Source organism: Streptomyces sp. NPDC102441, from assembly GCF_044765585.1.
Classification (GTDB): domain Bacteria; phylum Actinomycetota; class Actinomycetes; order Streptomycetales; family Streptomycetaceae; genus Streptomyces.
In genome coordinates this window covers 291037-314803 of the sequence record NZ_JBIWKH010000010.1, presented here as the reverse complement: position 1 = coordinate 314803, position 23767 = coordinate 291037, and the positions used below count along the sequence as shown (strand labels likewise).

The following is a 23767-nucleotide window of genomic DNA, read 5'->3' as shown; positions in this document are numbered from 1 at the left end:
TCTGCCTCTCCCGCGGAGGGCCATCGGGGCGGCTCCTCCCCAGGGGCGGCCTTCGCCGACGTGTGCCGCCGGCGGGCCGCAGGCCGGGGGGCGGATCTTGAACGGCCTGAACGGTTCTCGCTGGTCACCTATGGTTTCCGATCGGCCGGACCACCGGCTTTGATCGGCTTCATCCGCCGATCAAAGCCGTTCAGGAGCCAATGGCGGCCGATCAGCCGGCCGATCACCGCAGGAGGTCTCCCAGCGCCTTCTCCAGGGCGGAGAGGTAGAAGCCGCGAGGAGCCCCGTCCAGCTCCCTGAGCCGCTCGGAGGACAGCTCGACCTGCGCCGCGTCCAGCTCGCGCCTCACGGCCTTGCCGAGCTCCCGGATCCGGTCGATGTCGCTCTTGTCGTCCCAGCGCCCCCACCGTTCGGCGTCGTGCGCCCGCAGGTGGGGGTGGAGCTGGTCATAGGTGAGGTGGGCCGGGTCTTTCTCCCGCGTGAACGCCTCTCGCAGGACACGGACGATGTCAGGGAGCCCGGCGGGACTGCCCTGGACCCCGGCGCCAGCGTCCGCAGCGGCGAGGAAGTCGATGAGCGCATGCCATTCGTCGAAGAGCCCGGCTTCCGTCAGGGTGTATGTGAGGTCCGGCAGTCCTGCTGCTGCGCGCTCGGCGCCGATCTGTGCCGCATACGCGGCGGTGACTTCGCGGACCTTGTAGCGCACCGGGCGGTCGGGAACTCCGGGCAGGCCCTGCGCGTAGATCTGGCCGGCGTCGTTGACTTCAGTGTGGGTGGCCGCCCGCAGGAGGTCGGCGCGGTAGCCCTCGGCGAGCGCGCCACCGCCCAGTAGCTCGGTGACGTCCACGCGCCGGCAGGAGCCCAGGAGCTTGCCGGACAGCTTGGGGCCCACCGCCTCGCCGAGCCAGTCCTTCGTGCCGAACTGGCTTCCGCCGATCACCCAGATCGCCTCTTTGCGGCCGACCAGGAGCAGCCGGATGAGCAGGGATTTCGCCTGGGCCGAAAGCTGGGCCCATTCGTCGACGAACACGACGATGGCGGGGTGTTCGGGTGAGACCCTCCACTTGTTGCCCCACCCGTAGCGGGCGCGGAGCCGTGCGCGGGCGGAGCACAGTTCGAGGAGGAACTGCAGTGTCGCGACGATCTTCTCGTCGTCCATGCAGGCGTTGAGGGTGATCGCCTCGCCGAGGTCGCCGACGCCCGTTCCGACCGGATCGAGGTTGAAGGCAGCGGCGTCCCGGCAGGCCGTGACGACCTCGGCCATGGCCAGCATGACGCCGGACTTGCCGGCGCCGGAGTCGGCGACCATCAGCAGCATCAGCCCTGCAAGGGCGAAGGTGAGGGCGTTGGCGTCCATCGAGACGCCGTAGTCGGCCGGCTCGGTGATCGACATGGACAGCGGTGCCCGGTACGGCACGTCGCCGACCAGTTCCGGGCTGAACGGCGAACGCTGCATCATGCGGACGGTGCAGGCCTCTCCCGCGTCCGGGTCGCCCTCGATGAGCAGGCCGTTGCGACGCAGCCTGAGGAGGGTGATCAGCCCCTTGTAGGTGTCGTCCTTGTTGAGGTCGTCGGGGGTGCCCGTGCGGAACGTGGCGCGGGCGGACCACCCCCACGCCTCCTTGGTGACCTCGGTGACCTGATCGACGTCCTGGCCCTCGTGCAGCAGGGCGCGGCGGAGCGCTTCGCCGGCCTCCTCGGGGGTGGTGGCCTGGGCGATCGGGAACGGGGTGAGGTCCTCCTCCTGGGCGTCACCCCCGGGAGTTTCGCCGGACGTCACGGTGCTCTCCAGGGCGGGTGGGGCCAGTTCGGGCAGCAGCAGGTCCTCGGGAATGGGGCGCTCGACGAGTTCGAGCGGGTGATACGTCAGCCACCAGCCGCCCGCGGCCAGCAGCGGGGCAGCGCCGAGCAGGCTGGACGGCACACTGGCGGCAACCGCCCCCGCGACGCCGAGAACCGGGACGAGGGCGCTGAAGCGGCCGAATGCCCTGAGGGAGCGGGCCCTGCGGATCTGCTCCTCGGTGGGCTGCTCGACGGCGAAGGGGACCGACTGCAGTGCGGCGAGTCCGTTGCGACGTCGGCGGAGCTCCAGGCTGAGGTTGCGGATGGTCTGCTTCTCCGAGGCGTCAAGGCCGTACGCCGCGGCGTCCTCGAGCCTGCGCCGCATCCTGTTCTCGAGGCGTCGGACCGCGGTGCGGGCTTCGTGCCGACGGGCAAGGTCGGCTTCGAGGGGCTTGTTGATGATGCGGCGTCGGATCTCGTCATCGGACATGTAGCCGGCACGCAGCCAGTGGCGGGCCGCCGACAGGGCGTGCCGCAGGCCGGGGAGGATGTGGCCGGCGATGGCGCCCGCGGCAGTGCGGATGCAGTGTGCGACGTGCCGAGCGGTGGCCCGCAGCTGCCGCTGCCGGGGGGTACGCGGGGTGGCCGGCGGCTCCTGCTCACCCTGCTGGGGACCCGGGTCATCATCGTCGACGAGCTCGGCGAATACGAGCTCGCCGAAGGGGGCCAGCTCAGTGCTGTCCGGCGGGTTGCGGGGGCGGTGGTGCATGGGGCGCAGGGCTCCTTGAGGGCGCTGGTGGCAGGGTCCGGAAGGCGGGTGGTCAGCCGCCGAAGGCCCACAGGCCCACGTTGTTGCCGGTCAGGGTGGTGGCGCTGACGACCACACCCATGAAGCCGAGCGAGGTGCCGAAGCTGATGGCGATGAGGCCGCCACCGAGCATTTCCTTCCAGTCGGCCGGCTTCCAGTCGGCCGCATACAGGGTCACGAGGTAGTAGGTGATTCCGCACAGGCCGATCGCGGCGCCTCCTGCGGACACAGGCGTGACGGCCGATCGTGGTGGGTGGGCGTTCACCGTCGCACCGGCGCCTTCTTCGGCGGCGGTCTGGCCGAGGTAGTTCATGCCGGCGCGCAGGGCTCCGGCCGCTTCGCCGAAGAGCCCGCCGGAGTTCACCGTCACCAGCAGGACGAAGAAGAAGACCAGCACGAACGTCTTCTTCTTGCGGAGCAGCTTCTTCCTGAATCCCGCGAAGACGGCTGTCAGGGCCATCGCGCCGAACAGGAGTGCGCCGAAGCCGGCGTTGGCGGGCTGGTTGTCGAAAATGTCGATCGCGAGGTACATGATCAGGCTCCGGTAAGAAGGTGTACGAGGGCGCGCCAGGTGATGATCAGCAGGCCGGAGATGGCGGCCCAGATCAGCGGGCGGGTGATGATCCAGCCGAGACGGGAGCACATGAAGCGCCAGGTCAGCTGGCCTGCCCCCTTGGCTACAGTCAGGGCCGCGCTGCACAGCAGGCCGATCGGGCCGCCGGCGAGGGCGCCGATGCAGACTGCGCCGACGACGCCCAGGACGGCGCCTGCGGGGATCAGGGGTGCTGCGAGGCCGTAGCCGGTGAAGGCGTCGACGGCCCACCGTGAGGCGGGAGCGCCCTTGATGGGGACGACGTTGGCGACAGCCAGGCACAGGAGGTTGCGCGGAAGCTGCAGTCGGCTCCAGTCGACCTGATTGCCGTCGGCATCGACGCTGTTCGTGCGCTCGATCACGGCGGCCAGCAGGTCGGTCCAGCCCAGGCCGAACGCGGCGCCGACGGCCTTCTCGACGCCGCGGCTGACCACCTCGGTGAGATCGAGGTCTGTGCCTGCGGGGGCCGACGGGGGATCGTGCGGCGGTTCAGGCGGGGGCACCGCCCCGGTGACGGCGCAGCGGGCCAGCGCCGGGTCGGCCAGGCGGCAGGTATCGCTGAGCGGGCATCCGACGCAGCAGCCGTCAGGGGCGGGGCCCGACGGTTCCTTGTCGAGGTTGATGTGCGATGAGGAGGACATCAGCGGCCCCCGGCCCTGGTGCCCGTGGCGCGGTCGTCGGGACGGCGAAGTTCGGTGGGTCGCGGTGTCGGCGCCGCACCTCCGACCAGGTAGAGCGTCGGCCTGCGGAACTCGCGCTGCGAGCCGTCAACAGCAGCAGCCGGCCCGGCGTCGGGCCCGGGCAATCCGGCCTGGCCGGTCAGACCGTCTGCCCGTTGGTGGTGCTGGTGGTCTTCCGCGGCCGCGGGGGCAAAACCCGGGGGCAGCGCGGGCAGGGAGCTGCCGTCCTGCGCAACGGGCTTGCTGCTGGGAGACATCTCGTCGGCGGGCAGCGGCGCGGGGGCGGTAGCCGGGGGCAGGCGGGCCGCCCAGGACGCATAGACGGAGTCTTCCCACTGCTGGCCCTCGCGCGCCGCGCGCCGCGCATGACGCTGGCGGCGCGCCTGCCGCGCGCGATCTGCGGCTTTCTCCAAGCGGTTGGCGCGCTCGGAAGCCGACTCCCGGACTCCGTAGCGGGTCCGGGCGAGCCGGTGGTCGTGGCCGACGATCAGCCATTGCAGGCTGCTCAGTAGCCGCCGGCTGCGCAACTGCCGTCGCTGGACAGGGTGCTGGGTCATGATGTGCGGACTCCCGTTTGTGGAGGAGGGAGACCCGGCCGGGCCCTGGAAAGCGGGCCGGGTCTCCCGGTCTTGGTGCTCCGGGCCAGCAGTCGGCTGGGGGAGCTGTCAGACGCCTGCGAGGTGCTGGGCGGCTTCGTCCTTCGCCTTGGCGTTGAGGTAGTTGGCGATCTTCAGCGCCCGGTCATCGGCGATCGTTTCTCCGTTGGAGCGCACCTCCTCCGAGACGCTCCGTTTGCTCAGCGGCTGCTTCTTGGCACGGAGGCGTTCCACCGCGGCGCGTTCCTTGTCGTCGAGCACCACCTCGTCCTCGTCTCGTTCCGCACCACTGGTGCGCTCGCGGCCGTTCCGCGCGTGCGTGCCGTTGCGTTCCGGGTGCTCCGGCGTGCCACCTGGCGCGTTCCGTGCCAGTTCAGTGGCTGTTGTGTCGCGTTCCGCGGTGCGGGCTTCAGGTGTCGCGCCCGCCGGCAGGCGTTCCGTTCCGGTGCCGCCCGGAACGGCCGTCCGGGGCGCGGAACGGAACGGAACGCCGGGGAAGCCCTGCTCAGCCGAGTGGCGCCCGAGTGGAGCGAGTCCTTCGGACCGTTCCGTTCCACCCTGGGTCGTGCCCGGCTCCGGGGTCTGGGGGCGCTCCGTTCCGTTCCGGTGCTCCCCCGCTCCGCCGTACGTTCCGTACGGTGCGTTCCAGATGGTGTGGAACGCGGGAATGGCTGTTGGACCGGCACCGCGGTGGAGGCCGGCGGTCGGAACGCGAGGGATCACCATGCGGTGCCGTGCCAGACCGGAACGGACCGCGTTCCGGTCCCGCAGGGCGACACCGGCGGCGTTCCAGGCGCGTTCCAGCGTGGACAGCGACGCGTTCTCGATCGTCAGCGACCACGCCGTCCAGGCCCGGACCGGGAAGCGGATCCAGCGGATCAGGCCGATCTTCGGCCTGGCCCGGGAGACCAGTCCCTGCTCGCGCAGGAACTGGCGGTGGACCAGGGAGGCGTACAGCTCCCACAGCACCATGCCGACGATGCTCATCGTCGCAAACGCGACGGATGCCTGCGTGGGCTTTCCGCCGGGGCCGCAGTGGTGGGCGTAGTTCATCGCGGCCGCTCCAGCCGCGAAAACCCACGTCATGATCCGGTAGACGGTTCCGGCGTCGCCCTGCTGCCTGGCCTGGTGGTACATCCAGCCGGTGAAGGCCGTCGTCAGCTCCCACGCGGCGGCGAATCCGAGGGCGGAGATGGTCCACCAGCCGAACGCCTCCTTGGCGTAGTCGGTCTGTGACCACCAGGCCACTGCCATCGGGGCGAGGATCGGGCCGGCGACGAGGATGCGGCGTGCCTGGGTGCGTACGAGTTCGCGCGCCCACTTGCGTGCCTGGCCCAGTCGTTGGGCGAGGGCGGGGCGGCCCTTGGCCTGCTTGTGCTCGCGCCGAGCCGTCGATCGCTGCTGACGGCCCTGCTGGCGCATCTCCTTGCGCTCCTGCCGGCGCGCGGTGCGCGAATGGGCCCGCTCCCAGGCGTCCTGGGCTTCGGTGAGCAGGCGGTGGGCCTCTTCTTCCGTCTCCTTCGCTGCTGTCTCACGGTTGGTGGCCTGCTCAGAGACTTCGGTGGCCCGCTTCTCGGCCGACGCGACGGTCACGGCCGCGGCCTTGCTCAGTTCCTCGGCATCACGGACAGCCCGCTCCCGGTCGGCGTTGATGTCCGCGGCCGCCTGTCGGCGCAGCCCGGCAGCGGCTTCGGTGGCTACCTGGCGGATACGTTTCGCCTCGTCGTCGGCGGCGCGCAGGCGGGTACTGGCTTCCCCGGCGTCGCGGCGGGCTGAACGTTGGAGCTGCTCGGCCTGGAACCGGGCGGCCGCGAGCTCCTTGTCGGCGCGTTCCTGCGCCGTGTCGGCCACCGTGCGTGCCTGGGCGGTCGCTTCCTCGACGAGGCGCTTCCCGTCCGCTTCCGCGGCCGTTCGAATGTCGGTTGCTGCACATTGGGCCGCTTCCGTGGTCGCGCCGGCCTGGGCGGCGGCGTCGGCCGCGACAGCGGAGCTGGCCTGCCGGGTGCGCTCCTGGAGCTCGGTGGCTCGGTGTTCCGCTTGCTCGTGTACGAGGGCGGCCTGTTCTTCGGCGGCCTCCACGAGGGCCTTGGCCTGCGCTACCGCCGCGGTCGTGGTGGCGCTGAACGCCTCCTTCGCCAGATCGACGATGTCGGCCGACCGGTCACGTGCGTCGGCGTGAAGGGCCAGGATCGCGAAGGTGTCGACGGCGTCCAGGGCGCCGCTGGGGCTGTCCGCAGGCTGCGGCTGGGGGGCCTGGCGACGTCGACGACGGTTCTTGCTCACCGTCGGACTCCTTCTTCGTGTCGTCGCGGGTGCCCGCGGCCGGATCGGGCGGGCACCGCGTCGGGGCGGTGGTCGGGGTGATGGAGCCTCGGCGGGGCGACGGTGGTCTCCGGCCCCCGGTGGGGCTGACCTTCCGTTGCGGTCGTGGCTATTGCGTCTCGGGTGGGTCCTGCGGGTCCTCGGCCTCGGGGTGGTCGAAGAGCGCGCGGTCCAGGTCGTCCTCGTTGGCCATCGGGCTGTCCAACGGCGGGTGCGTCGGGCTGGTCATAGGGCAGCCGTCCTGCGCCCGAGGGCGTACAGGCGGGCGCACATCCCGTTGTTGTGGGCGTCGGCCTGGTCCTTGTATCCGTAGCGGTCCAGCAGGCTTGCGGCGATGGTCAGCTGGCACGTGGACGGGCGGCGCAGCCGGCCGCTGTGGATTCCGCGCTTGCGCTGGCGGCTGCTGCTCTGGTTCTCAGTGAGAGTCATGGCGGCTACTCGCAGAAGTGCTGGAAGGGGTAGTGGCCCCCGCAGGAGGCGCAGTAGTACAGCGGCTGCTGCTCGTATCCGAAGAAGATCGGGAGCACGGAGGATGTCCTCGCTGCGGCGTGGTGGGATCGGGAGCCCCTGGACCTGGTGGTCCTGGACTCGTGTGAGCTGGCCGTCAGCCGGTTCCTTTCGCGTCGGGGCGGCTGCGCTCGGCGGAGTCGTTCTCCGGCGCCGCCGGGAGGGAGTGCCGGCTGCCGAGGTGGGCCTGCGCTGCTTCGGCGGCGTCCCGGGCTGCGGCGTCCGTGGCCGGCGAAGGGGTCGGCTGGCGGATCCATGCCTGGTAGGCGTCGGCCTCGATGCGGGCTTGGCGCCACAGGACCAGGAGGATGCCGACGAGCGCGGCCGTCGCGGGCTCGGTCCCGGTCTGAGGGATGGGCACGAGGATCATCGGCATCTCGGTCTTCGCCTGCAGGGCCTGCACCAGGCGCCGGTTGAGGGCGCGGAGCTCGGCGACTTCGGAGGAGGCGCCGGCATGCGGTGTGGTGTGGTCCGTCATGCGGCCCACCCCGTCGCGCGCCGGTGCTGGCCCTGCAGTTCCTTGAGACGGCCGGCCGCGGCCCGGGTGTCGGCGTGGTTCTTGTCCCGGTACTTCGGCTCGACGGAAAGGCCGATGTGGGTGCGGGCCAGGGTCTGGACCTCGCGGGCCGCGGTCAGCCGCTCGGTGCGCTGCTCGCCAGGCGCACGGTCGCGTCCGCGAGCCGCGCTCAGCCTCATGGTCTCGGCGGCCGCGCGGGCCAGTTGGCTCTCCTCGGTGGCTCCACCGCGTACGGCCAGGTCCTGCGGCTCCTCGGGGTAGCGCAGCGCGAGCTCGAGGCACGCTGCGGCGACCGGGCAGGGCGCGCAGTACTTGGCGATGGTGCGTGCGCGGCGCTCGCGCCACTCCTCGCCCAGCTCCTCCTCGCGCCGGTAGAAGGCGTTCACGTCGTTCGTGTCGCTGCACCGCCCGAACCGCCGGACGGCATCGCCCAGCTGGGGCTCGCGCATCTGGCCGGCGACGGCGTATCCGTCGCGCCCGGCGAGGTAGCCGCCGCCGGCGAGCTCGGCGACCGGGTAGGAGGAGGCGAGTTCGCGGGCGATCTCGTCGGTGAGGCGGATCTGGTCGGCGGCGCCCTGCGCGGGGCGGTCGGCTGTCATGCTGGTCATTGCGTCGTCTGTCCTTCGTGACGGAAAAAAGGGAAGGGGCGACGTGCTCCACCACGGCCTTCGAGGGCTCCATCCCTCGGAGGCCGTTTGCGTGGAACACGCACATCTGGACTCCCTGGGGTACTCCAGATAGTCCAGATGGTGCATTGCTTTGCGGATCTCGTCAAGAGGCAACCGCCAGAAGCAGCCCGGCCCTGCTCATCCCGGCCCTTGGCCGTGCGGCAGTATGTGCGCATGGCCACGACCCCGACCGACAGGCGCAGCCTCGCTGACAGCCTGCGTGCTGAGATCTACAGCGGTGAACCCGACCGCTCACCCGGCACGGTCCTGTCCGGGCGCAAGCTCGCCGAACACCTGGGCTGCGCGCGCAAGACCCTGATCGCGGCCATGGAGATCCTGGAGCAGGAGGGCCTAATCAGGTCACTCCCCAAGGTCGGTTACATGATCCTGACCCCCGCAGCCGCTTTCGAGGCGCGCATCGACGAGCACGGCCACGTGCGCCCCGTCCCCGAGCAGGCCGGCGACACTGTCGAGGCGGTCATCACCGCGGTGCAGAAGGCGCCCGACCACGTGGCGGCAGCACTGGGCATCCCGCCGGAGACGAGCGTGGTGCTGCGGCAGAGCGTCCTGAGCCGGTCCGGCTCCCCCTGGGCGATCCGGGAGATGTACATCCCCCGCGGCATCGCCGACATCGCCCGTCGCCTCCTCGAGGCGGATCTCGTCGACGAGGCGGCGATCATGGACGACGCCGGCCTGGCAGAGACAGCCTGGCGGCGCACCACCTCGGCGCACCTGGCCACGGACATCGAGTCGGCGCTGCTCAAGTCACGGACCGCCGTGGCGCTTTCGGTTCGCCGCGTGAGCTACAGCGGGGAGCAGGCACGGAGTTGTGGTTTCATGATTATTCGTGCAGATAGAGTCAGTTTGACCGATTGGTCCGGTGATGTACCCAACTGTGGTGAACCTGACGCGAAGTGACCCCTGATCAGCGCAACGCGCGGTGTGTACCGGTCCGCCAACAGGCTGTGCACTTCCGTTGCCGTTGGGGATAGGGTGACCATCGATTGATCTACTGCTAGCCCTGACAACACGATGCCCCCGGACCTTGAGCAAGTCCGAGGGCGTATATCGAGTTCGAGAACCGAGTAAGGCGGTGTCTCGTGGTGGAGCGTACCCGCACCCACACGCAAATGCACAGTCAGCCCGGCTTCCGCGCTGCGTCCAAGACGCCGACGGGCCGGGGCTTTTTGCTGTGCGGACACCGCTCGTCGCGCTCATCATTCATCGCCCTCATCAAGGGGGGCGGCATGTCGTAGAGAGTCCGGGCGGGCGCCCCCTAGCAGGGAGCGCTCCTCGCCCTTCCGTGCCGGTTCGGAGTTAGCTGCTCCTCTGCCGGCCTTCACCGCTCTCTCGGAGTATCCAGCTCCGTTCGAGCGAAGAGCCAGACCGCTTGGTCTGGATGATCACTGCCTCCCAGCAGCAACGGCCCCGAAAGGCCTCAGGCCCGAAGGCCCTTATTCATCTCTGGAGTGAACCAGGGTGAACGGAGTACATCTTGCAGTACCGCCATGGCTTTTGTCAGCTCAGCAGCCCTCCAGGGGCGCCGTTCTCGGCCATTCGTCCCGCAACTGTCACCTCGGCGTCACATGTCGTGACGACCCTTCCTCCCGTTAGGTCGGGATTGGCAGGTTTGCGCTGTTCTGTGCTGGCGGTGAAGGCGCCTCGCGCACACAGCCTGCTGACGGCAGTTGCCCCGCTGCGCCCGCCAGGCCGCACCAGCTGAATCCGCCCCTTTGGCCGGGGATCCGGGACGCGGGTCTGTCCTGCGTTCCGCATCTCGGCCAAGGGCTGTTCGCGCTCTGCTGTACGGCACATGCCGACGGTCAGCAGGCGGGCTTCGGCACACCTCGGTGCGCTGAACCTCGTCCGGGTTGACACCCCTCTGACCGGCAGCCGGGCACCTGGTCCCATCTGCAAGGCGTCTTCTCCGCGTACCGGAGAGGACGGCAACTCGAAGCGCGTCGTCGACGGGTCGTCACCCCACCGACTGCGCGCCGGGGGAAGCGTGTCCAGTTCTCTACTCCTCGCCACAACAGATCCGCCCGGTCCGGCCCTGCCACAGCAGGCCTCAGGAACGTCCCGCGTTCCCGGCGGCCGCAAGCCCCTGCGGCGCCAGCGCGTCAAGGTACCGATGCGCCTGGTGGAATCCGCGCACTACTCGGATGTGGCACTCACCGTCTACATGAAGATCAAGGCGCTCGGGCAGCGACCGGAAGGCTGCACCGCGGGAGCGACCGTCCTCGCCTCGTACCTCGGGCTGTCTTGTTCCTCCGTCGAACGAGGCATCGCGCAGCTGCGCAGGCCGGGGCCGGATGGAGTGGTCGAACTCCCGCTCAACCAGCGGCGGTCACTGCCGGGCGGGTCCGGCACGACAGCCCGGCGTCGCGTGCGCCCGATGCACCGGGACGAATACTTCATCTGGCTGCCGGTCGCCGCCTGCGAAGACCTGACTCCGCGACAGCTGCGGGCGTTCGCGGTGCTCTGCTTCGCCCAGGTCCAGCGCATTCCGCTCACCGAGGGAGAGCTCGCCGGCTACCTGCACCAACACTCCGGTGCGCGGGCGGGAACAGCACTGTCCGCGACATCCGCGGGGAAGGTCATCGACGCTCTCGAGGCCGCGGGATGGGTGACGGTTCAGCGTCGGGCAGGGGCGCGTGGGCGGCATCAGTTCATCGCGCACGATGTTCCCCCGGCACCGGCTTCCGCCGTGTCCTGCGCGGCGGAAGCCGGATCGGCAGCCGACCCCTCTTCGTCACTTGATGAAGGATCGGGTTCGCAACCTGGTGAAGGATCGCTCGCGACTAAGGAAGACCACAGAACTGACCGACCCGATGACGAACGCCGCCCTGACTCACCCGCCGTAGGCGAAGTACAGGTAGATGAGGGCGCTTCGCCTGTGGATAACTCGACCCGAACGCCTGCCGTTGAAGGGCTCGCGGCAGGTTTCGCGCTGCGCGCGGGCCAGAAACGAACCGGCTCCCCCACCCAGAACTCCCAGGCCCACCGGAGCCGCTACGACGGCCCGGCACTGACCCTGCACCCGCGCATCGTCGAAGTCCTGGGGCCGGTTCGGGTGCTCTACGAACGCGCCAACACGTTCATGCAGCGCCGGATCGCCCGCGAGATCGGGCGCCAGCTCGATCTCGGATACGACGCCGACCGGCTCCGCCACCGGCTGACCGCCCGCTTCGCGAGTGTGCTGATGTCGGAGATCGCAGACCCCGCCCGGTGGTTGATGGGCGTCGCCCTGCCACGCTGGGGCTGCGGTCATCAAGCCTGCGAAACCGGTGTGATGTGGCCGAGCGGGGAGCCGTGCGCGGCATGCGCCGACATGCTGGCCGCCCGGCGGTACCAGCGCCAGCAGGACCGCCGGAGCGAGCTCGGCCAGTGCCTTGAGCACGGACTGGGCGGCCCTGGAGCAGCGTGCTCTGCGTGCGCTCCGCCAGTGCCGAGGCGACCGGTTCCCGACCATGCTCCAGCGGCCCCTGCCGTCTCGGTCCGCTCGGACTGCGAGGCCTGCGGCTGCAGGATCAATCTGGTGGGACCGGCCCTCGTTGATCGTTTGTGCATGCCGTGCCGGGAGTCGCACTCGCCGAGCGCCGAGGGCCAGAAGAGCTCCGGTACTCCTACCCGGTGCATCGGGTGGCGCGGGGAGACCTGCGATCGGCTGGCGATTCCCACCCGCCCCGTGTGCGCACGGCACCGGGTCAAGGAGCTGCACCTCGAGGAGGCCGGGTGACCAGCCGGCCGCGGGCGCGCGCCGGAAACCGGGCCCGCGCGCTTCGCGCGCCGTCCGGTGCAGGCATCGCGCACGGTGCGCGGCGAAGTGCGCTTGCGCCAGGTGCGCGGTGCGCGCGCGGTCGGCATCCGCGCGCGCACCGGGATCCCGCAGAAGGCGCATCCGTGCGCGCTGACGCGCGCGTCAAATACGGAAGCTCTCCGCGCGGCGCGCCGCGCGCACCATCAGGACCAGCGATGGGGATGACGGGTACGCAGGCTGATGGATAAAGGCACGGAGCCGCCCGAAGGTTACGTACCGTCACATCCGAAGGGCCGTAGAGGGGATCTGACTCCAGTGCGAAGACGGTGCACCACCCCTTGTCCGGCTTCTGGATCACCCGGAGGCCGCCCCTTGTCCAGCTCTCGGGATCTCTCCTTGCACCCCTTGTCCACCTCTGCAGCCTCTCGCGTTCTTCCTTGACCAGGTCCGCAACCGGCCGGATCGACCCCTTGTCCGGGTAGGAACGCGGCCAAGCAGCCGGGGCTCGCCGAACGGCGGGCCGGCTCTCCACTCGACTCACAATCCATCACGCTGCGTCAACAGGCAGTCGGCGCGCTCCTGCTCCGTGGCTTCACTTGCGGTCCGCGCGACGGCGGTGGGCAAGCGACCTCCCCCGGTGGGCGCGGAGTCATCATCTGGCTCCGTGCGCCTACCGCGCGCGGATGCGGTGCGCGAGGCGCGCGCACCACATCCGCACCGTGCGGCACCAGCGCGCGCTGATGTGCGGCGAGGGTGTCCTGCCCACCGCACCGATGCGCATGGTCCGGCACCTCCGCGCGCGCACGGCGCGCACCCCTTGTCCAGCTCGCGCGCCGATGCGCGCGCGTCCACCGCACCCCTTGTCCAGCTCGCGCGCCGATGCGCGCACCCCTTGTCCGGGTGCGCCCGTGGCGCCCCGCCGAGCGGGTTTTTCCTTGACCACCATCGTCGGCGCTCGTGATCAGACCGCGGACAAGGGGGGTCAAAAGATCGTCAGCGGCATCCCCAACGGATGACGAAGGACGGTCACGGATGTCGCACTACAGCAGCCCCCTCAGCACCATCTCCGCCTCGGCTACGGACGAGGGCTCCAGCACGCTCCGGAGCCTGAACCGAGACTGGGCCTCCCTCTCCGACGACGTCCGCGCCGGCGACCAGGTCGCCGACTGGGCGTCCGAGCACCCCCAGTTCGCCGGCGCCCGGACGCCGCAGGACGTGGTCCACCAGATCTCCGGTCTCTACCGCCGGGGCGCCTGGGAGCAGCACGACCAGTCGATGCTCTTCCTGCTGCAGCGTGCGAAGGGCACCGGGGCCGATCGCGACCTGGCCTGGCGGACCGCGGCGCGCGTGATGCTGCCGAAGGCCGTGTCGATGGCGAAGACGCAGCAGCATGACGGGATTCTCTGGGACGACATCGTCTCGTCAATGTTCAGCGCCCTGTTCGAGGTCGTGGGCACCTACCCGATCGGGCGCCGCCCGCGGGGCGTCTTCGCCAACATCGCGATGGACACGCTCGTCCTGGCGCAGAAGACCCTGGCCGCCGACTACGACAATCGCTCGGCCCTGCGGGAGATAGGGGACGCGCTGCTGCCGCTCGCCGGCGACCGGTCGGCGGCACTGCTGCCGTCCGAGGACCCGGACCCGGTGACGCAGGCCCAGCTGGCCGACTGCCTCGTGCGCGCTGTCGAGCTGGAGCTCGTCAGCGGCGACGAGCCGGAACTCAGTGCCGACGACCCGCGTGCCGAACTGCTCTCCCTGGTGATGTGGGCGGTCGACATCCAGGCGTTGACGATCTCTGACGCCCGGCGGATCGCGAGCTACTACCTCGACGCCTCCTCGGCTCCCGGCCACAGTGCCCGCACCCGGAGGTCGATGGGCAACGAGGGAGCGCGCCTGCGGCAGCGCGCCAGCCGCGCGGTCCGCCCGCTGCGCGAGGCCGCACTCCGTACGACCCGGTCGGCGGCCTGAAGTTTTTTCGCCCCGGCTGTCACACGGCGGCCCAAAAACACACCTCTACGGGCGATCCGCATACGGCCTCTCTTCCTCGCCTTTGACCACCCACTTCACGGGAGCACCCCATGACTGCCGCCCGCTTCACCGGCCCCGACCGCTCTGTCGACCCTGTCGCCGACGAGGACGAGACCCGCGTCGCCTCGGCCCGCATCACCGCCACCCGACTGGGGACCGCCCTGGTGCGCGACCCGCTCGACCGCACGGTCCACGAGCAGATGCGTCACTTCCTCGACCACGACTCGGAGCCCGCCCTGCGGTCCTGGGAGGTGCTGGTGTCGCGCACCCCCGAGCAGCTGAAGTCGCGCATCGCCGAGCTCCTCACGGCCCAGGCCGAGCGGAGCGTGTCGTGAAGCGGTCACGGCGCAAGGCCCGTCGCGAGCAGCAGGAGTGGCCCGAGGACGCCGTCGTCGAAGCCACGGAGCCGGCCGAGCAGGACGACTACGAGGCGCCGGATGCCGCCGGGTGGAAGACCAGCACCGCGGGGCTCGCCGGCTTCGCGCGTCTGGCTCGCGTGGCCACGTGGGCGCTCATCGCCTCCGGCCCGCTCATCGGGGTCATGGCCCTGCTCGGCTCGTCCGCTCCTGCGCAGAGCGCTCCCAAGTCGGCGCCCGCGGTCCAGTCGAGTGCCTCCACAGGTCCTGCTGGGTTCGCGCAGCTGTTCGTCGGCGCCTACCTGGAGGCCGGAGAAGGGAGCGAGAAGAACCTGGCCCCGTACTACTCGGGCAGCATCGCGCTCACACATCCGGCCGGAACCCGCAGTGCCCTGCGTACCCAGGTAATGCAGGCACACGAGGTCTCGTCCGGCTACTGGTCCGTCACCGTCGCGGTCAATGTCGCGGCGAAGTCCAAGAAGGGCGGCTACAGCGACGCGGGCGTGCAGTACTTCCGCGTTGCCGTGCAGTCGACCGGTTCGGGCGACGCGACCGGGTACACCGCCGTCTCCCTGCCGGCGCAGGTCGCGGCGCCAACTTCGCTCAAGCCCGGGGATCTCGGCTACCCCACCTCCCGCGGGGGCGGAGCCTCCGATCCCGCGTCCGACACCGCGGCCTCGTTCCTCAAGGCCTACGTGGCCGGCCAGGGCGAGCTGGACCGCTACACCTCCCCCGGCGTCCGTATCTCCCCCGTCGTGCCGACCCCGTACGCGTCGATCAAGGTCACCGGCGTCCAGGACGACTCCAGCGACAGCGCCTCCACCAAGGTCCCCGGTGACGGCGAACGCAGGCGCCTTCTGGTCTCCGTCGACGCCACCGACGCGGACGGCAACAGCTTCCCGCTGACGTACGCGCTCGGCCTGACCTCGCGCGCCGGGCGATGGGAGGTCTCTTCCCTCGACGACGCCCCGGCCACCGCCGCGACGAGCAAGCCGTCCAGCGACCCGAAGGCGCAGGCGCCCTCTGCTCCTGCGGCCCCCACCACGCCCAGTGGCTCGGCATCCCCCGCCGGCAGCTGACCACCGTCGCCACCACCGAAAGAGGAAACGTTCATGCATACGCTCACGGCCGACCCGAACACCGTCGTCCTCGCCGGCGACCTGCTCGACTGGGCCACCCTCAAGACGAACCAGATCGGAACGCTGATCAGGCTGGCCGTCGGCGTGATGGTGCTCGCCGCCGTCGCGATGGCGTACTGGAAGACCAAGTCCTGGGTCGCCACTCTGGTCGCCTTCCTCCTCGGCGCGCTCGTGCTGTGGGGCATCGCCAACCTGCCGTCCCTGCAGACGAAGGTCGGCTCGGAGATCGAGGACACGGCCAGCGTCGCCCCGCAGGTGCCCGGCCCTGGTGGCGATGACGACGTCACGGCGTTGCTGTGAGTGCGTCCGAGGAAGACCTCATCGGTCACTCCTACACGCGCGCCCGCCGGCACCCGCTCGTCATCGGCAAGCTCCCGGGGGCCGGCCGGCTCCCGGGAGGCCCGTACACGATCACCCAGATCGTCACCATGGTCGTTGTCTTCGGCGGTCTGGCGCTGACTCAGTCGCTGTGGGCGCACTTCGGCCTCGCGAACATCCTGATCATGATCGCGCTCCCGTGGGGGCTGGCCTGGGTACTGCGCTACGCGCGGATCGACGGCCGGGACCCGGCGCGCGCTCTGCGGTCCCTGCTCGTCTACGCCTCGGCGCCGGCCGGTGGCCGTCTCGCCGGCCACCCGCAGCGGCAGCCGCGTCCTCGGTGGGCGCGGACCACCTGCACCGTCCGGGTCGCCGGCGCCCAGGCCTCCGGCGAGGCAGTCCCCGCAGCGCCGGCACGCTCGCGGCCCGTCGCGGCCCGGCCGGCAAGCCGACCGATCACCGCCATCGCGCAGCCAGCCGCCCCGGCTGCTACGGCTCCCCCCGCGCAGGCCGCACGGCCGCGCGCCGGCGGCCGCAGCCAGCTGCAGAGCCTCCTCGCCTCGCTCGAGGACCAGCACCCCCGCTCGTAGCGGCGCCGCCCTGCGCGCCTCATCCGCAAAGGACTTCAAGCCATGCGTCTCCCCGTCCGGCACATCAGCGGCCACCTCATCTGGACGACCAACGCCGCCACGTGGGGCGTATGGAAGGTCGACACCGAGAACTACACCCACGCCTCGAAGTCCACCAAGCGCGAGCGCCTCGACGCCCTTGAGGCGCTCTTCAAGTCCTTGCGGGGGGAGGCTCTGCTCCTGAGCTTGTGCCCGCAGGTGGATGCGGCCGCGGTCGTGCAGCGCATGACCGCCGGCGTGGACTGGGACAAGAGCCCGGAGTACGTCGACCTGTCCCTGAAGGTCCTCGACCAGCTGGAAGGCCTCGAACTCACCGGCCGTGTCGACTTCCTGGCGATACCCCTGCCGCATCTCGACCTCAAGCAGACCGCCCGGGCCGTTCTCTCTTCCACGCAGGCCGAGCTGATGTCCGCGCTCGGCCTTGCGGTCCCGCCCGTCACCGCAGCCGAGGAATCCGACCGACTGCAGCAGGCGAACCGGATTGCCGCCTCGTGGCCGGCCGGCATCAAGCTCAAGGCCGCCACCGAAGCCGAGATCCTGTGGATCTACGGCCACGCGGCCCGGCGCGGCCTCGACGAGCCGCTGCTCCCGGAAGAAGGGGCACCCCGCGGCCTGCGGGGACGCGGTCACACCGTCGCCGCCCACACCCAGGTTGTCCTGGACGAGGGAGGCCGCGGAGGCCAGAGCCGCAAAGGCCCCTCCAACCCGTTCGCGCGCCGCTACGCCAAGGTGTCCACCGAACACGGCAGCAGCTTCCAGGCGTTCAGCGTCCTGGCGGAGATGCCTGAGTCGTTCCGCTTCCCCGGCTCGGAGTACCTGGCCGCGTTGGATGACTTCGGCTTCCCCGTCGACTGGGCGGTCCGGGTGAACATCGAGGCCGGCTCGAAGGCGGAGCCGAAGTCCCGCAGGCAGCAGCGGGAGCTCGCCCACCAGCGCGGAGAGTACGACGGCGAGACCGCCGGCGTGCCCGCCAGCCTGGACAAGGCCTCCTTCTCGCTGGACGAGTACCGCGACCGGCTGACTTCCTCGGCCACTGAGGTCGAGATCCGCGCGTCGGTCGTCACCTGCGTGTGGGGCGCCACCCCCGAAGAGGCCAATGAGCGGGCCTCTTCCCTGCAGCACCACTTCGGCGGCAACGACTACACCCTCACCCGCCCCGTCGGCGACCAGGTGCCGCTCTTCCACGCCATGCTGCCGGGCACCAAGACCCCCAAGCCGCTTCTCGACTTCACCCAGTACCTGCTGGCCCGGGACTTCGCCATGGCGATGCCGTTCAGCGGCGCCAGCCTCGGCGATGACACCGGCTCGCTGTACGGCCTGCAGCTCTCCGGCGGCGGCGTGCGGCCCGTCCTCATCGACTTCAGTCACGGTCCCCGCGTCAACGCCTCGGCCAGCGCGGCCTTTGTCGGTGAACTCGGATCGGGCAAGAGCGTGGGCCTCAAGACCGCGATGTACTCGATCCTGTCCACCGGCCACCGCGTCGGCCATTCCCAAAGCCGCGGCCGCGCCCTGGTCATCGACCGCACCCCGCAGCAGGAATGGACGCGGTTCGCCCTGGCCTGCCCGGGCGAAACGCAGATCATCCGCGTCGACGAGACCGCCGGCGTCTCGCTCGACCCGCTGAGGATCTTCCGGGGCCCGCGCGCCGCACGCTACTGCGAGTCCTTCCTCACCCCACTGCTGGACATCGCCAGCATGTCGGTCGAGGGAGTCACCCTGTCCGAGTCGATTGAGGTCACCCGCACCGGCCCCAACCCCTCCATGACCACACTCATCGCCAACCTCGCCCTGCGCGCGAAGACCCCCGACCCGGAGGAGCCGAACGACCCCGCAGTTCGGGCGGCCGCCTCCGAACTCGTACGCAAGATGCGGGCCTTGGCGAAGAAGGACCTCGGCCGCACCATCTTCGACCCGAACCTGCCGGTCGTCAGGATCACCAACGCCGACTCGATCGTCTTCGCCGTCGACCGCCTGGGCCTGCCGACCAAGGAGGAGCTCAGCGAGCACCGCCTGCGCAGCCTGGAGGTCGAGAAGAGGTTCGGCTGGCGCCTGATGTACCTGATCACCGCGCTCTGCCGGGAGGTCGCCTTCGCCAACTCGAACGAGTTCACCGGGGTGTTCCTGGACGAGTGCTGGTGGCTCACCGCCTCGGCGGAGGGCTCCAACCTGCTCCTCGAGATCATCGCCGACGGCCGCAAGCACGGCGCGGGCGCGTTCGCGGGCAGCCACGACCCGTACGACATCGGACCCAAGAACGAGCTCGGCGACAAGATCCGCGCCCTGCTGTCCCACATCTTCGTCTTCCGCCACCGCTCCAAGACCCTCGCCGCCCGGTGCCTTGAGTTCATCGACCTCGACCCCACCGACGACGAGATGATCAAACTGATCACGGAGAATCTGAGCCCCATCAACGTCTCCGACGCCGAGCGCGGCCTCCGAGCCGGCGAATGCCTCTACCGAGACCTGCGCAAGCGCATCGCCGGCATGAAGGTGCTCATCCCGGCCGACGACGATGCCGCGGACGCCATCCACACCACCCCCGGTGGCCAGATGGGCGAGGACGAGCCGGCTGTCGAAGTGCCGCTCGAAGGGTCACTGGCATGAGGCCCGTCACCCGTGCCGCGCCACGCCGCCGTGCCCTGCGGATCTGGCTCATCGCCGTGCCCCTGGCGCTGCTGCTGGGCCTGACCGCCGCGGTCGCGTTCGCCGACACCGTCCCCAATCCGCAGCCGGGCCCCGCACCCACCGCTCCGGATGCCAAGCCGACGCCGAAGCCGGACAACAACAAGGACAAGCCCGGCAGCAGCAAGGACAAGGCCGACCCATGTGACCAACTGCCCAAGGGGAGCGCCCAGTACAAGTACTGCAAGGAGGACGACGGCAGCGGATCCGGTGACGGCAAGGACGACAAGCCGGCCACCAAGCCGAAGCCGGAAGACACCTACAACCCCATGGAGCCGCGGCCCGGGGTGACGCCTCCCGCCCCGCAGCCCGGTGACGAGGACAGGCCGATCAAGGACCTCACCAAGTCACCCACCGACGGCTCCGACGGACTGCTGCAGCCCTTCAACGTCAAGGACAAGGACGGCGTCCCGATTTCCGCGTACAGCGTCGACGCGGACACCGGCGACTGGAACGATATCGATCTCAAAATATGGAATTTGCTGTCCCAGTTTTTCTTCGGGATAGCCAAGTGGTTTGTCGGGTTCGCCAGTTGGCTTATCGACTGGGCGTTGAACTTCGGACTGGCCAAGATTCTGGTCAAGCCTGCCGACGACATCGCCACCAGCCTGCGAGACCAGGTCATCAACCGCCTGGGTCTTCCCGGGCTCTTCCTGCTTTTCTCGGGCGTGTACGCGGCCTGGCACATCCTCTTCAAGAACCGCAGCCGCGGATTCGCCGAAGCGGGCATGTCCCTGGTCGTGGCCGCCATCGCCACCACCGTGCTGCTCTCGCCCGCGCAGGTCCTGCTCGGCACCCATGACCAGCCCTCACCCGGCGGCTCGACCATGCTGCTGAGCGACGAGGGCCTGATCGGCCAGGCCAAAGACCTCTCACTCGAGGTCAGCGCGGTCGTGCTGTCACAGGACCCTGAGGGCGACACCAAGCCGGAAAATGTCTCCAAGCCGATCACCGACGCCCTCGTCGACGCATTCATCGTCAAGCCGACACAACTGATGCTTTACGGCAAGACATTCAATGACCCCAAGTGCTCGAAGGCCTTCGCCGAGGCGTCACTGGTCAAATACAACTTCGAGCAGATGGGCATCAACTTCTTCGAAGCCAATCGGCTCAACCCCACCGGAGAGGCCACCTACGCAGCTCAGCTCAAGAACGCGGGCGAGCACTTCACCAAGGTCTGCAAGGTCAAGGACGGCGATGCGAAGAAAGCATCCGCCGACATGACCTTCTCGGCCGCCTTCGTCGCGCTCGCAGCGATCATCGTCTCCGTCCTCATGGTGCTGGTCACCGGCACCTTCTTGGTCTCGCAGGGCTGGCTGGCCTTCGAAGCAATGAAGGGCCACTGGGCCCTGGCGGCCGGCATCCTGCCCGGCGGCGGCCGCGGTGTGCTGTGGCGCTGGGTCTCCGCCATCATCAAAGCCATCCTCGGCGTGATCCTCGCCATCTTGTTCCTCGCCATCTTCATCGTTGTCATCGTCGCGCTGCTCGACGCGGACACCGGTGAGATCCTCGCCGTCAAGTTCATCTGCCTCGACCTGGCCGCGGTCGCAGGACTCGTCGGCCAGAAGAAGATCAAGGAGACGGCGAAGCAGGTCAGCGTCAACCTCAACCGGCGCCTGGCCAACGCCCGCGTCGGCGGCAGCCGTCAGAGCGTGTTCAACTCCTTCGGCCGATACGCCGAGACCGCCCCCGGCGTCAAGCAGCTGTTCGGCGAGGCCCGCGGCGAGGCACGCAAGGTCACCAAGCCCCTCGGTCAGGCCGGACGCACCGCTAAGCAGATGTGGATGGGCAAGCCCCAGAGCGGCGGCAAGGGCGGGGGCCGCCTGCGCTCCGCCGCCCGCCTGGCCACCAACGCCGCGGCCGCGGTCGGCACCGGTGGCGCCGCCACAGCGGCGAAGGTAGCCGCCCAAGGCGCCGCCAAACAGGCCCTGCGCCGCCGGCTCGCCACGGCCGCGACGAACAAGATGTCGCAGTCCCGCGGCGGGCGCGCCACCCTCATGGCCGGCAAGGGTGCGGCCGCGACCGCGCGCTTCGGCTGGAAGGCCACGAAGTTCGCGACGCTCGCCACCGCAGGTTCTCCGGTCGGGATCCCCCGGGGCATCGCCGCCGCCAAGCGCGGCGGCGCTGCGGCGACCGCACGTGCCAGTGCCGTCAAACGGCAGCTGTCCGCATCGTCAAGCCGGGCCGGCGCGCGGGTCACCGCCAAGGTCGACGGCGCCTTCGCCTTCGGCGACGAGTACTTCCGCAACGTGGCGACCGCAGGGCGATTCGTGCGTCGCGGCACCGCCAACGCGCAGCTCGGACTAGCCCAGCCGATGGGTGCCACAACACGCCCGTCGAACCCTCCCGGTACGCGAGCGGCCGCCAGCGCTCCCCCGGTCCCCGGACGTGTGCCGGCCCCCGCGACCCCGTCGACCTCTGCGTCGGCACCGGGGCCGGCGTCCATTCCCACGTCGTTGATGAGCGCTTCCCCGAGGCCCGGCGGGCGCGATGATCCGCCCGCGCCGCCTGCCCCGCCCGCTCCACGTGCCATCCGCAGGGCGACACGGCCGGCGGGCCCACCCCGGCGCCGGTCCTGACCCCGCGGGGGTGAGCAACACCTGCTCACCCCCGCCCGCAGACCTCTATCCCCCGCTTTTACCGGTCACGCCCATAGGAGGTGTCGGATGTCCGCGCTCAAGAACCCCAGCACCTGGAAGGTCCTCGCGCTCTTTGCCGCGGCCGCCCTCCTGGCGACCACCGGGATTCTGCTCCTGGTCGTCGATCCCGGCCGCACCGTCGCGCACACCGATCTCCCCAAGCCCTCGGCCCCGGCGCCCGAGCCGTCCACGCCAGAGGCCGAGCCCTCCAGCACCTCAACTCCTTCCGCGCAGGAGACCACGGAGTCGGACGAGGAGCCGTCCGCCCCCCAGTCCGTTCCGCCGAAGGCAGCGGAGACGGCACGCAGGTTCGTCACGGCGTGGGCCTCGCACGACGCGCGTGTAGGTCATGACAGCTCCTTCAGTGACGCCGGTCGCCGCGCGGCGGCCTACGCGACGGACGGCCTCGCCGCCCAACTGCGCGACCCCGGAGACCGATCCGTCCGCCTGTGGCAGCAGTGGGCTACCGACAACACGCGCGTGACCTGCGTCATCGACCGCGTCGCGACACCCGACGGCGCGCCCGCTGCGACCGCGGTCCGGGCCTACGTGCGGGTCCTCTACACCTGCGCCACCCACGCGGCCGGCCAACAGCCCACCCGCTCGCACGAACAGATCGCGCTCGAACTGCGCCAGGCACCTGCGGGCGCGTGGCGGGTCGGCGCACTCGTGAACGCCTGAGGAGATCGTGGTGAAGAAGATACTCATGGGCCTCGGCATCGTCTGGCTGTGCGTCTGCGCCCTCCTGATCGCCGCCGTAATGGCCATCGCCACGAAGCTCGGCAGCGACAACACGGGCGACGACATCCAGAACGCCGGGTTCGGCGGTGGCATCTCCAAGGGTGCTGACGTCCCGGAATGGCTGAGGACGCTGATCGACAAGGCCATCAACGACTACGGATGCCCCGAAGTCACACCCGCCCTTCTCGCGGCGCAGCTGTACCAGGAGAGCAAATTCGACCCGAAGGTCCAGTCCTTCAAGGAAGTCGAAAAGAACGGCAAGATCGTCAGAGTGCCGGTCGCCAGCGGCATCTCGCAATTCATCCCCGGGACGTGGAAGAGCCACGGCAAGGATGGTGACGGCGACGGCGACAAGGACGTCCTCGACCCCGTCGACGCGGTGCCGGCCGCCGTCGACTACGACTGCGACATCGCCCGGGACGTCAGCGGCGTCCCCGGCGACAAGGCCGACAACATGCTGGCCGCCTACAACGCAGGACCGTACGCGGTGCAGAAGCACAAGGGCGTGCCGCCCTATCCGGAGACCCAGAACTACGTCAAGATCATTCGGAGTCTCGCCGACAAGTGGACCGACGAGCTGACGCAAAACGCCCCGGTCGCCGCCGGCAGCGGGCGCACCGGTCAGGTAGTGGCCGCGGCACAGACCGCGCTGAAGACCGACTACCAGTGGGGCGGCAACTGCCGCAGGCCCTTCAGCCTCAAGGAGCAGAACGGGTGCGACTGCTCAAGCCTCATGAAGATGGCATGGGCCAGTGTCGGCGTGAATCTCCCCCGCACTACGTACGACCAGGTCAACAAGGGAACGCGAGTGCCCTCTACCAGTGATCTGCAGCCCGGTGACCTGCTCTTCAGCCGCGGCAGCGCCTCTCGCCCGGAGCATGTCGGCATGTTCATCGGCAACGGGCAGGTCATCGACGCCCCCAAGACGGGGCTCCAGGTGCGGATCAAGCCCCTCTCCTACTGGAAATCCCAGATCCTGATCATGAAGCGCGTGGGCTGACCA

19 protein-coding genes are annotated in these 23767 nt (G+C 70.0%); 11 read left to right on the top strand and 8 right to left on the bottom strand.

Annotation, left to right across the window (positions count from 1 at the left end; genetic code table 11):
• Positions 1-223 precede the first annotated feature (223 nt).
• The 8 genes from ACIREO_RS23700 to ACIREO_RS23665 form a co-directional block, all read right to left on the bottom strand.
• The gene (locus tag ACIREO_RS23700) at positions 224-2551 is read right to left on the bottom strand and encodes a hypothetical protein (protein ID WP_404113491.1); all 2328 of its coding nucleotides are present in this window, start codon (positions 2549-2551) and stop codon (positions 224-226) included.
• 52 nt (positions 2552-2603) lie between these two features.
• Entirely contained in the window at positions 2604-3122 is a 519-nt protein-coding gene (locus tag ACIREO_RS23695; protein ID WP_404113490.1) for a hypothetical protein, read from the bottom strand.
• A gap of 2 nt (positions 3123-3124) precedes the next feature.
• A complete protein-coding gene (locus tag ACIREO_RS23690) occupies positions 3125-3823 on the bottom strand; it encodes a hypothetical protein (RefSeq protein WP_404113488.1) in 699 nt (232 codons plus the stop codon).
• On the bottom strand, positions 3823-4419 hold the full coding sequence (locus tag ACIREO_RS23685) for a hypothetical protein (RefSeq protein WP_404113486.1): 597 nt from the start codon (positions 4417-4419) through the stop codon (positions 3823-3825). Before ACIREO_RS23685 ends, ACIREO_RS23690 begins: the two co-directional genes overlap by 1 nt.
• Before the next feature lie 108 nt (positions 4420-4527).
• Complete coding sequence (locus tag ACIREO_RS23680) at positions 4528-6741, bottom strand: hypothetical protein (protein WP_404113484.1); 2214 nt, start codon at positions 6739-6741, stop codon at positions 4528-4530.
• A gap of 264 nt (positions 6742-7005) precedes the next feature.
• Positions 7006-7209 carry a hypothetical protein gene (locus tag ACIREO_RS23675; RefSeq protein ID WP_404113482.1) on the bottom strand — a complete coding sequence of 68 codons (204 nt, stop codon included), beginning with the start codon at positions 7207-7209 and terminating at the stop codon, positions 7006-7008.
• 175 nt (positions 7210-7384) lie between these two features.
• Complete coding sequence (locus ACIREO_RS23670; RefSeq protein WP_404113480.1) at positions 7385-7765, bottom strand: hypothetical protein; 381 nt, start codon at positions 7763-7765, stop codon at positions 7385-7387.
• Complete coding sequence (locus ACIREO_RS23665) at positions 7762-8412, bottom strand: WhiB family transcriptional regulator (RefSeq protein WP_404113478.1); 651 nt, start codon at positions 8410-8412, stop codon at positions 7762-7764. The genes ACIREO_RS23670 and ACIREO_RS23665 overlap by 4 nt, the downstream gene beginning before the upstream one ends.
• 234 nt (positions 8413-8646) lie before the next feature.
• Here ACIREO_RS23665 and ACIREO_RS23660 point away from each other — a divergent pair, with 234 nt between their 5' ends.
• The 11 genes from ACIREO_RS23660 (at position 8647) to ACIREO_RS23610 (ending at position 23764) form a co-directional block, all read left to right on the top strand.
• On the top strand, positions 8647-9390 hold the full coding sequence (locus ACIREO_RS23660) for a GntR family transcriptional regulator (protein WP_404113476.1): 744 nt from the start codon (positions 8647-8649) through the stop codon (positions 9388-9390).
• A 1246-nt stretch (positions 9391-10636) separates the two neighbouring features.
• Positions 10637-12211, top strand: coding sequence for a hypothetical protein (locus ACIREO_RS23655; protein ID WP_404113474.1), 1575 nt, complete (start codon positions 10637-10639; stop codon positions 12209-12211).
• A gap of 1053 nt (positions 12212-13264) precedes the next feature.
• The gene (locus ACIREO_RS23650; protein ID WP_404113472.1) at positions 13265-14200 is read left to right on the top strand and encodes a hypothetical protein; all 936 of its coding nucleotides are present in this window, start codon (positions 13265-13267) and stop codon (positions 14198-14200) included.
• 110 nt (positions 14201-14310) lie between these two features.
• Positions 14311-14595, top strand: a complete 285-nt coding sequence (locus ACIREO_RS23645; RefSeq protein WP_404113470.1) for a hypothetical protein — start codon at positions 14311-14313, stop codon at positions 14593-14595.
• Positions 14592-15695 (top strand): conjugal transfer protein, encoded by a 1104-nt coding sequence (locus tag ACIREO_RS23640; protein ID WP_404113468.1) that lies wholly within the window; start codon positions 14592-14594, stop codon positions 15693-15695. The genes ACIREO_RS23645 and ACIREO_RS23640 overlap by 4 nt, the downstream gene beginning before the upstream one ends.
• Positions 15696-15728: 33 nt before the next feature.
• The gene (locus ACIREO_RS23635; RefSeq protein WP_404113466.1) at positions 15729-16055 is read left to right on the top strand and encodes a hypothetical protein; all 327 of its coding nucleotides are present in this window, start codon (positions 15729-15731) and stop codon (positions 16053-16055) included.
• A complete protein-coding gene (locus ACIREO_RS23630; protein ID WP_404113464.1) occupies positions 16052-16663 on the top strand; it encodes a hypothetical protein in 612 nt (203 codons plus the stop codon). The genes ACIREO_RS23635 and ACIREO_RS23630 overlap by 4 nt, the downstream gene beginning before the upstream one ends.
• A 42-nt stretch (positions 16664-16705) precedes the next feature.
• Positions 16706-19306, top strand: a complete 2601-nt coding sequence (locus ACIREO_RS23625) for an ATP-binding protein (RefSeq protein ID WP_404113462.1) — start codon at positions 16706-16708, stop codon at positions 19304-19306.
• On the top strand, positions 19303-21963 hold the full coding sequence (locus ACIREO_RS23620) for a hypothetical protein (protein WP_404113460.1): 2661 nt from the start codon (positions 19303-19305) through the stop codon (positions 21961-21963). Before ACIREO_RS23625 ends, ACIREO_RS23620 begins: the two co-directional genes overlap by 4 nt.
• Before the next feature lie 87 nt (positions 21964-22050).
• The gene (locus ACIREO_RS23615; RefSeq protein WP_404113458.1) at positions 22051-22704 is read left to right on the top strand and encodes a hypothetical protein; all 654 of its coding nucleotides are present in this window, start codon (positions 22051-22053) and stop codon (positions 22702-22704) included.
• A gap of 10 nt (positions 22705-22714) precedes the next feature.
• Positions 22715-23764: an NlpC/P60 family protein gene (locus tag ACIREO_RS23610; RefSeq protein ID WP_404113456.1), complete on the top strand. Its 1050-nt coding sequence runs from the start codon at positions 22715-22717 to the stop codon at positions 23762-23764.
• The last annotated feature ends 3 nt before the right edge of the window (positions 23765-23767 follow it).

Bases quoted from the DNA above. Each gene is read 5' to 3' on its own strand.
- ACIREO_RS23700 (WP_404113491.1), bottom strand. From the start codon at position 2,551: ATGCACCACCGCCCCCGCAACCCGCCGGACAGCACTGAGCTGGCCCCC.
- ACIREO_RS23695 (WP_404113490.1), bottom strand. From the start codon at position 3,122: ATGTACCTCGCGATCGACATTTTCGACAACCAGCCCGCCAACGCCGGC.
- ACIREO_RS23690 (WP_404113488.1), bottom strand. From the start codon at position 3,823: ATGTCCTCCTCATCGCACATCAACCTCGACAAGGAACCGTCGGGCCCC.
- ACIREO_RS23685 (WP_404113486.1), bottom strand. From the start codon at position 4,419: ATGACCCAGCACCCTGTCCAGCGACGGCAGTTGCGCAGCCGGCGGCTA.
- ACIREO_RS23675 (WP_404113482.1), bottom strand. From the start codon at position 7,209: ATGACTCTCACTGAGAACCAGAGCAGCAGCCGCCAGCGCAAGCGCGGA.
- ACIREO_RS23670 (WP_404113480.1), bottom strand. From the start codon at position 7,765: ATGACGGACCACACCACACCGCATGCCGGCGCCTCCTCCGAAGTCGCC.
- ACIREO_RS23665 (WP_404113478.1), bottom strand. From the start codon at position 8,412: ATGACCAGCATGACAGCCGACCGCCCCGCGCAGGGCGCCGCCGACCAG.
- ACIREO_RS23660 (WP_404113476.1), top strand. From the start codon at position 8,647: ATGGCCACGACCCCGACCGACAGGCGCAGCCTCGCTGACAGCCTGCGT.
- ACIREO_RS23650 (WP_404113472.1), top strand. From the start codon at position 13,265: ATGTCGCACTACAGCAGCCCCCTCAGCACCATCTCCGCCTCGGCTACG.
- ACIREO_RS23645 (WP_404113470.1), top strand. From the start codon at position 14,311: ATGACTGCCGCCCGCTTCACCGGCCCCGACCGCTCTGTCGACCCTGTC.
- ACIREO_RS23635 (WP_404113466.1), top strand. From the start codon at position 15,729: ATGCATACGCTCACGGCCGACCCGAACACCGTCGTCCTCGCCGGCGAC.
- ACIREO_RS23625 (WP_404113462.1), top strand. From the start codon at position 16,706: ATGCGTCTCCCCGTCCGGCACATCAGCGGCCACCTCATCTGGACGACC.
- ACIREO_RS23620 (WP_404113460.1), top strand. From the start codon at position 19,303: ATGAGGCCCGTCACCCGTGCCGCGCCACGCCGCCGTGCCCTGCGGATC.
- ACIREO_RS23615 (WP_404113458.1), top strand. From the start codon at position 22,051: ATGTCCGCGCTCAAGAACCCCAGCACCTGGAAGGTCCTCGCGCTCTTT.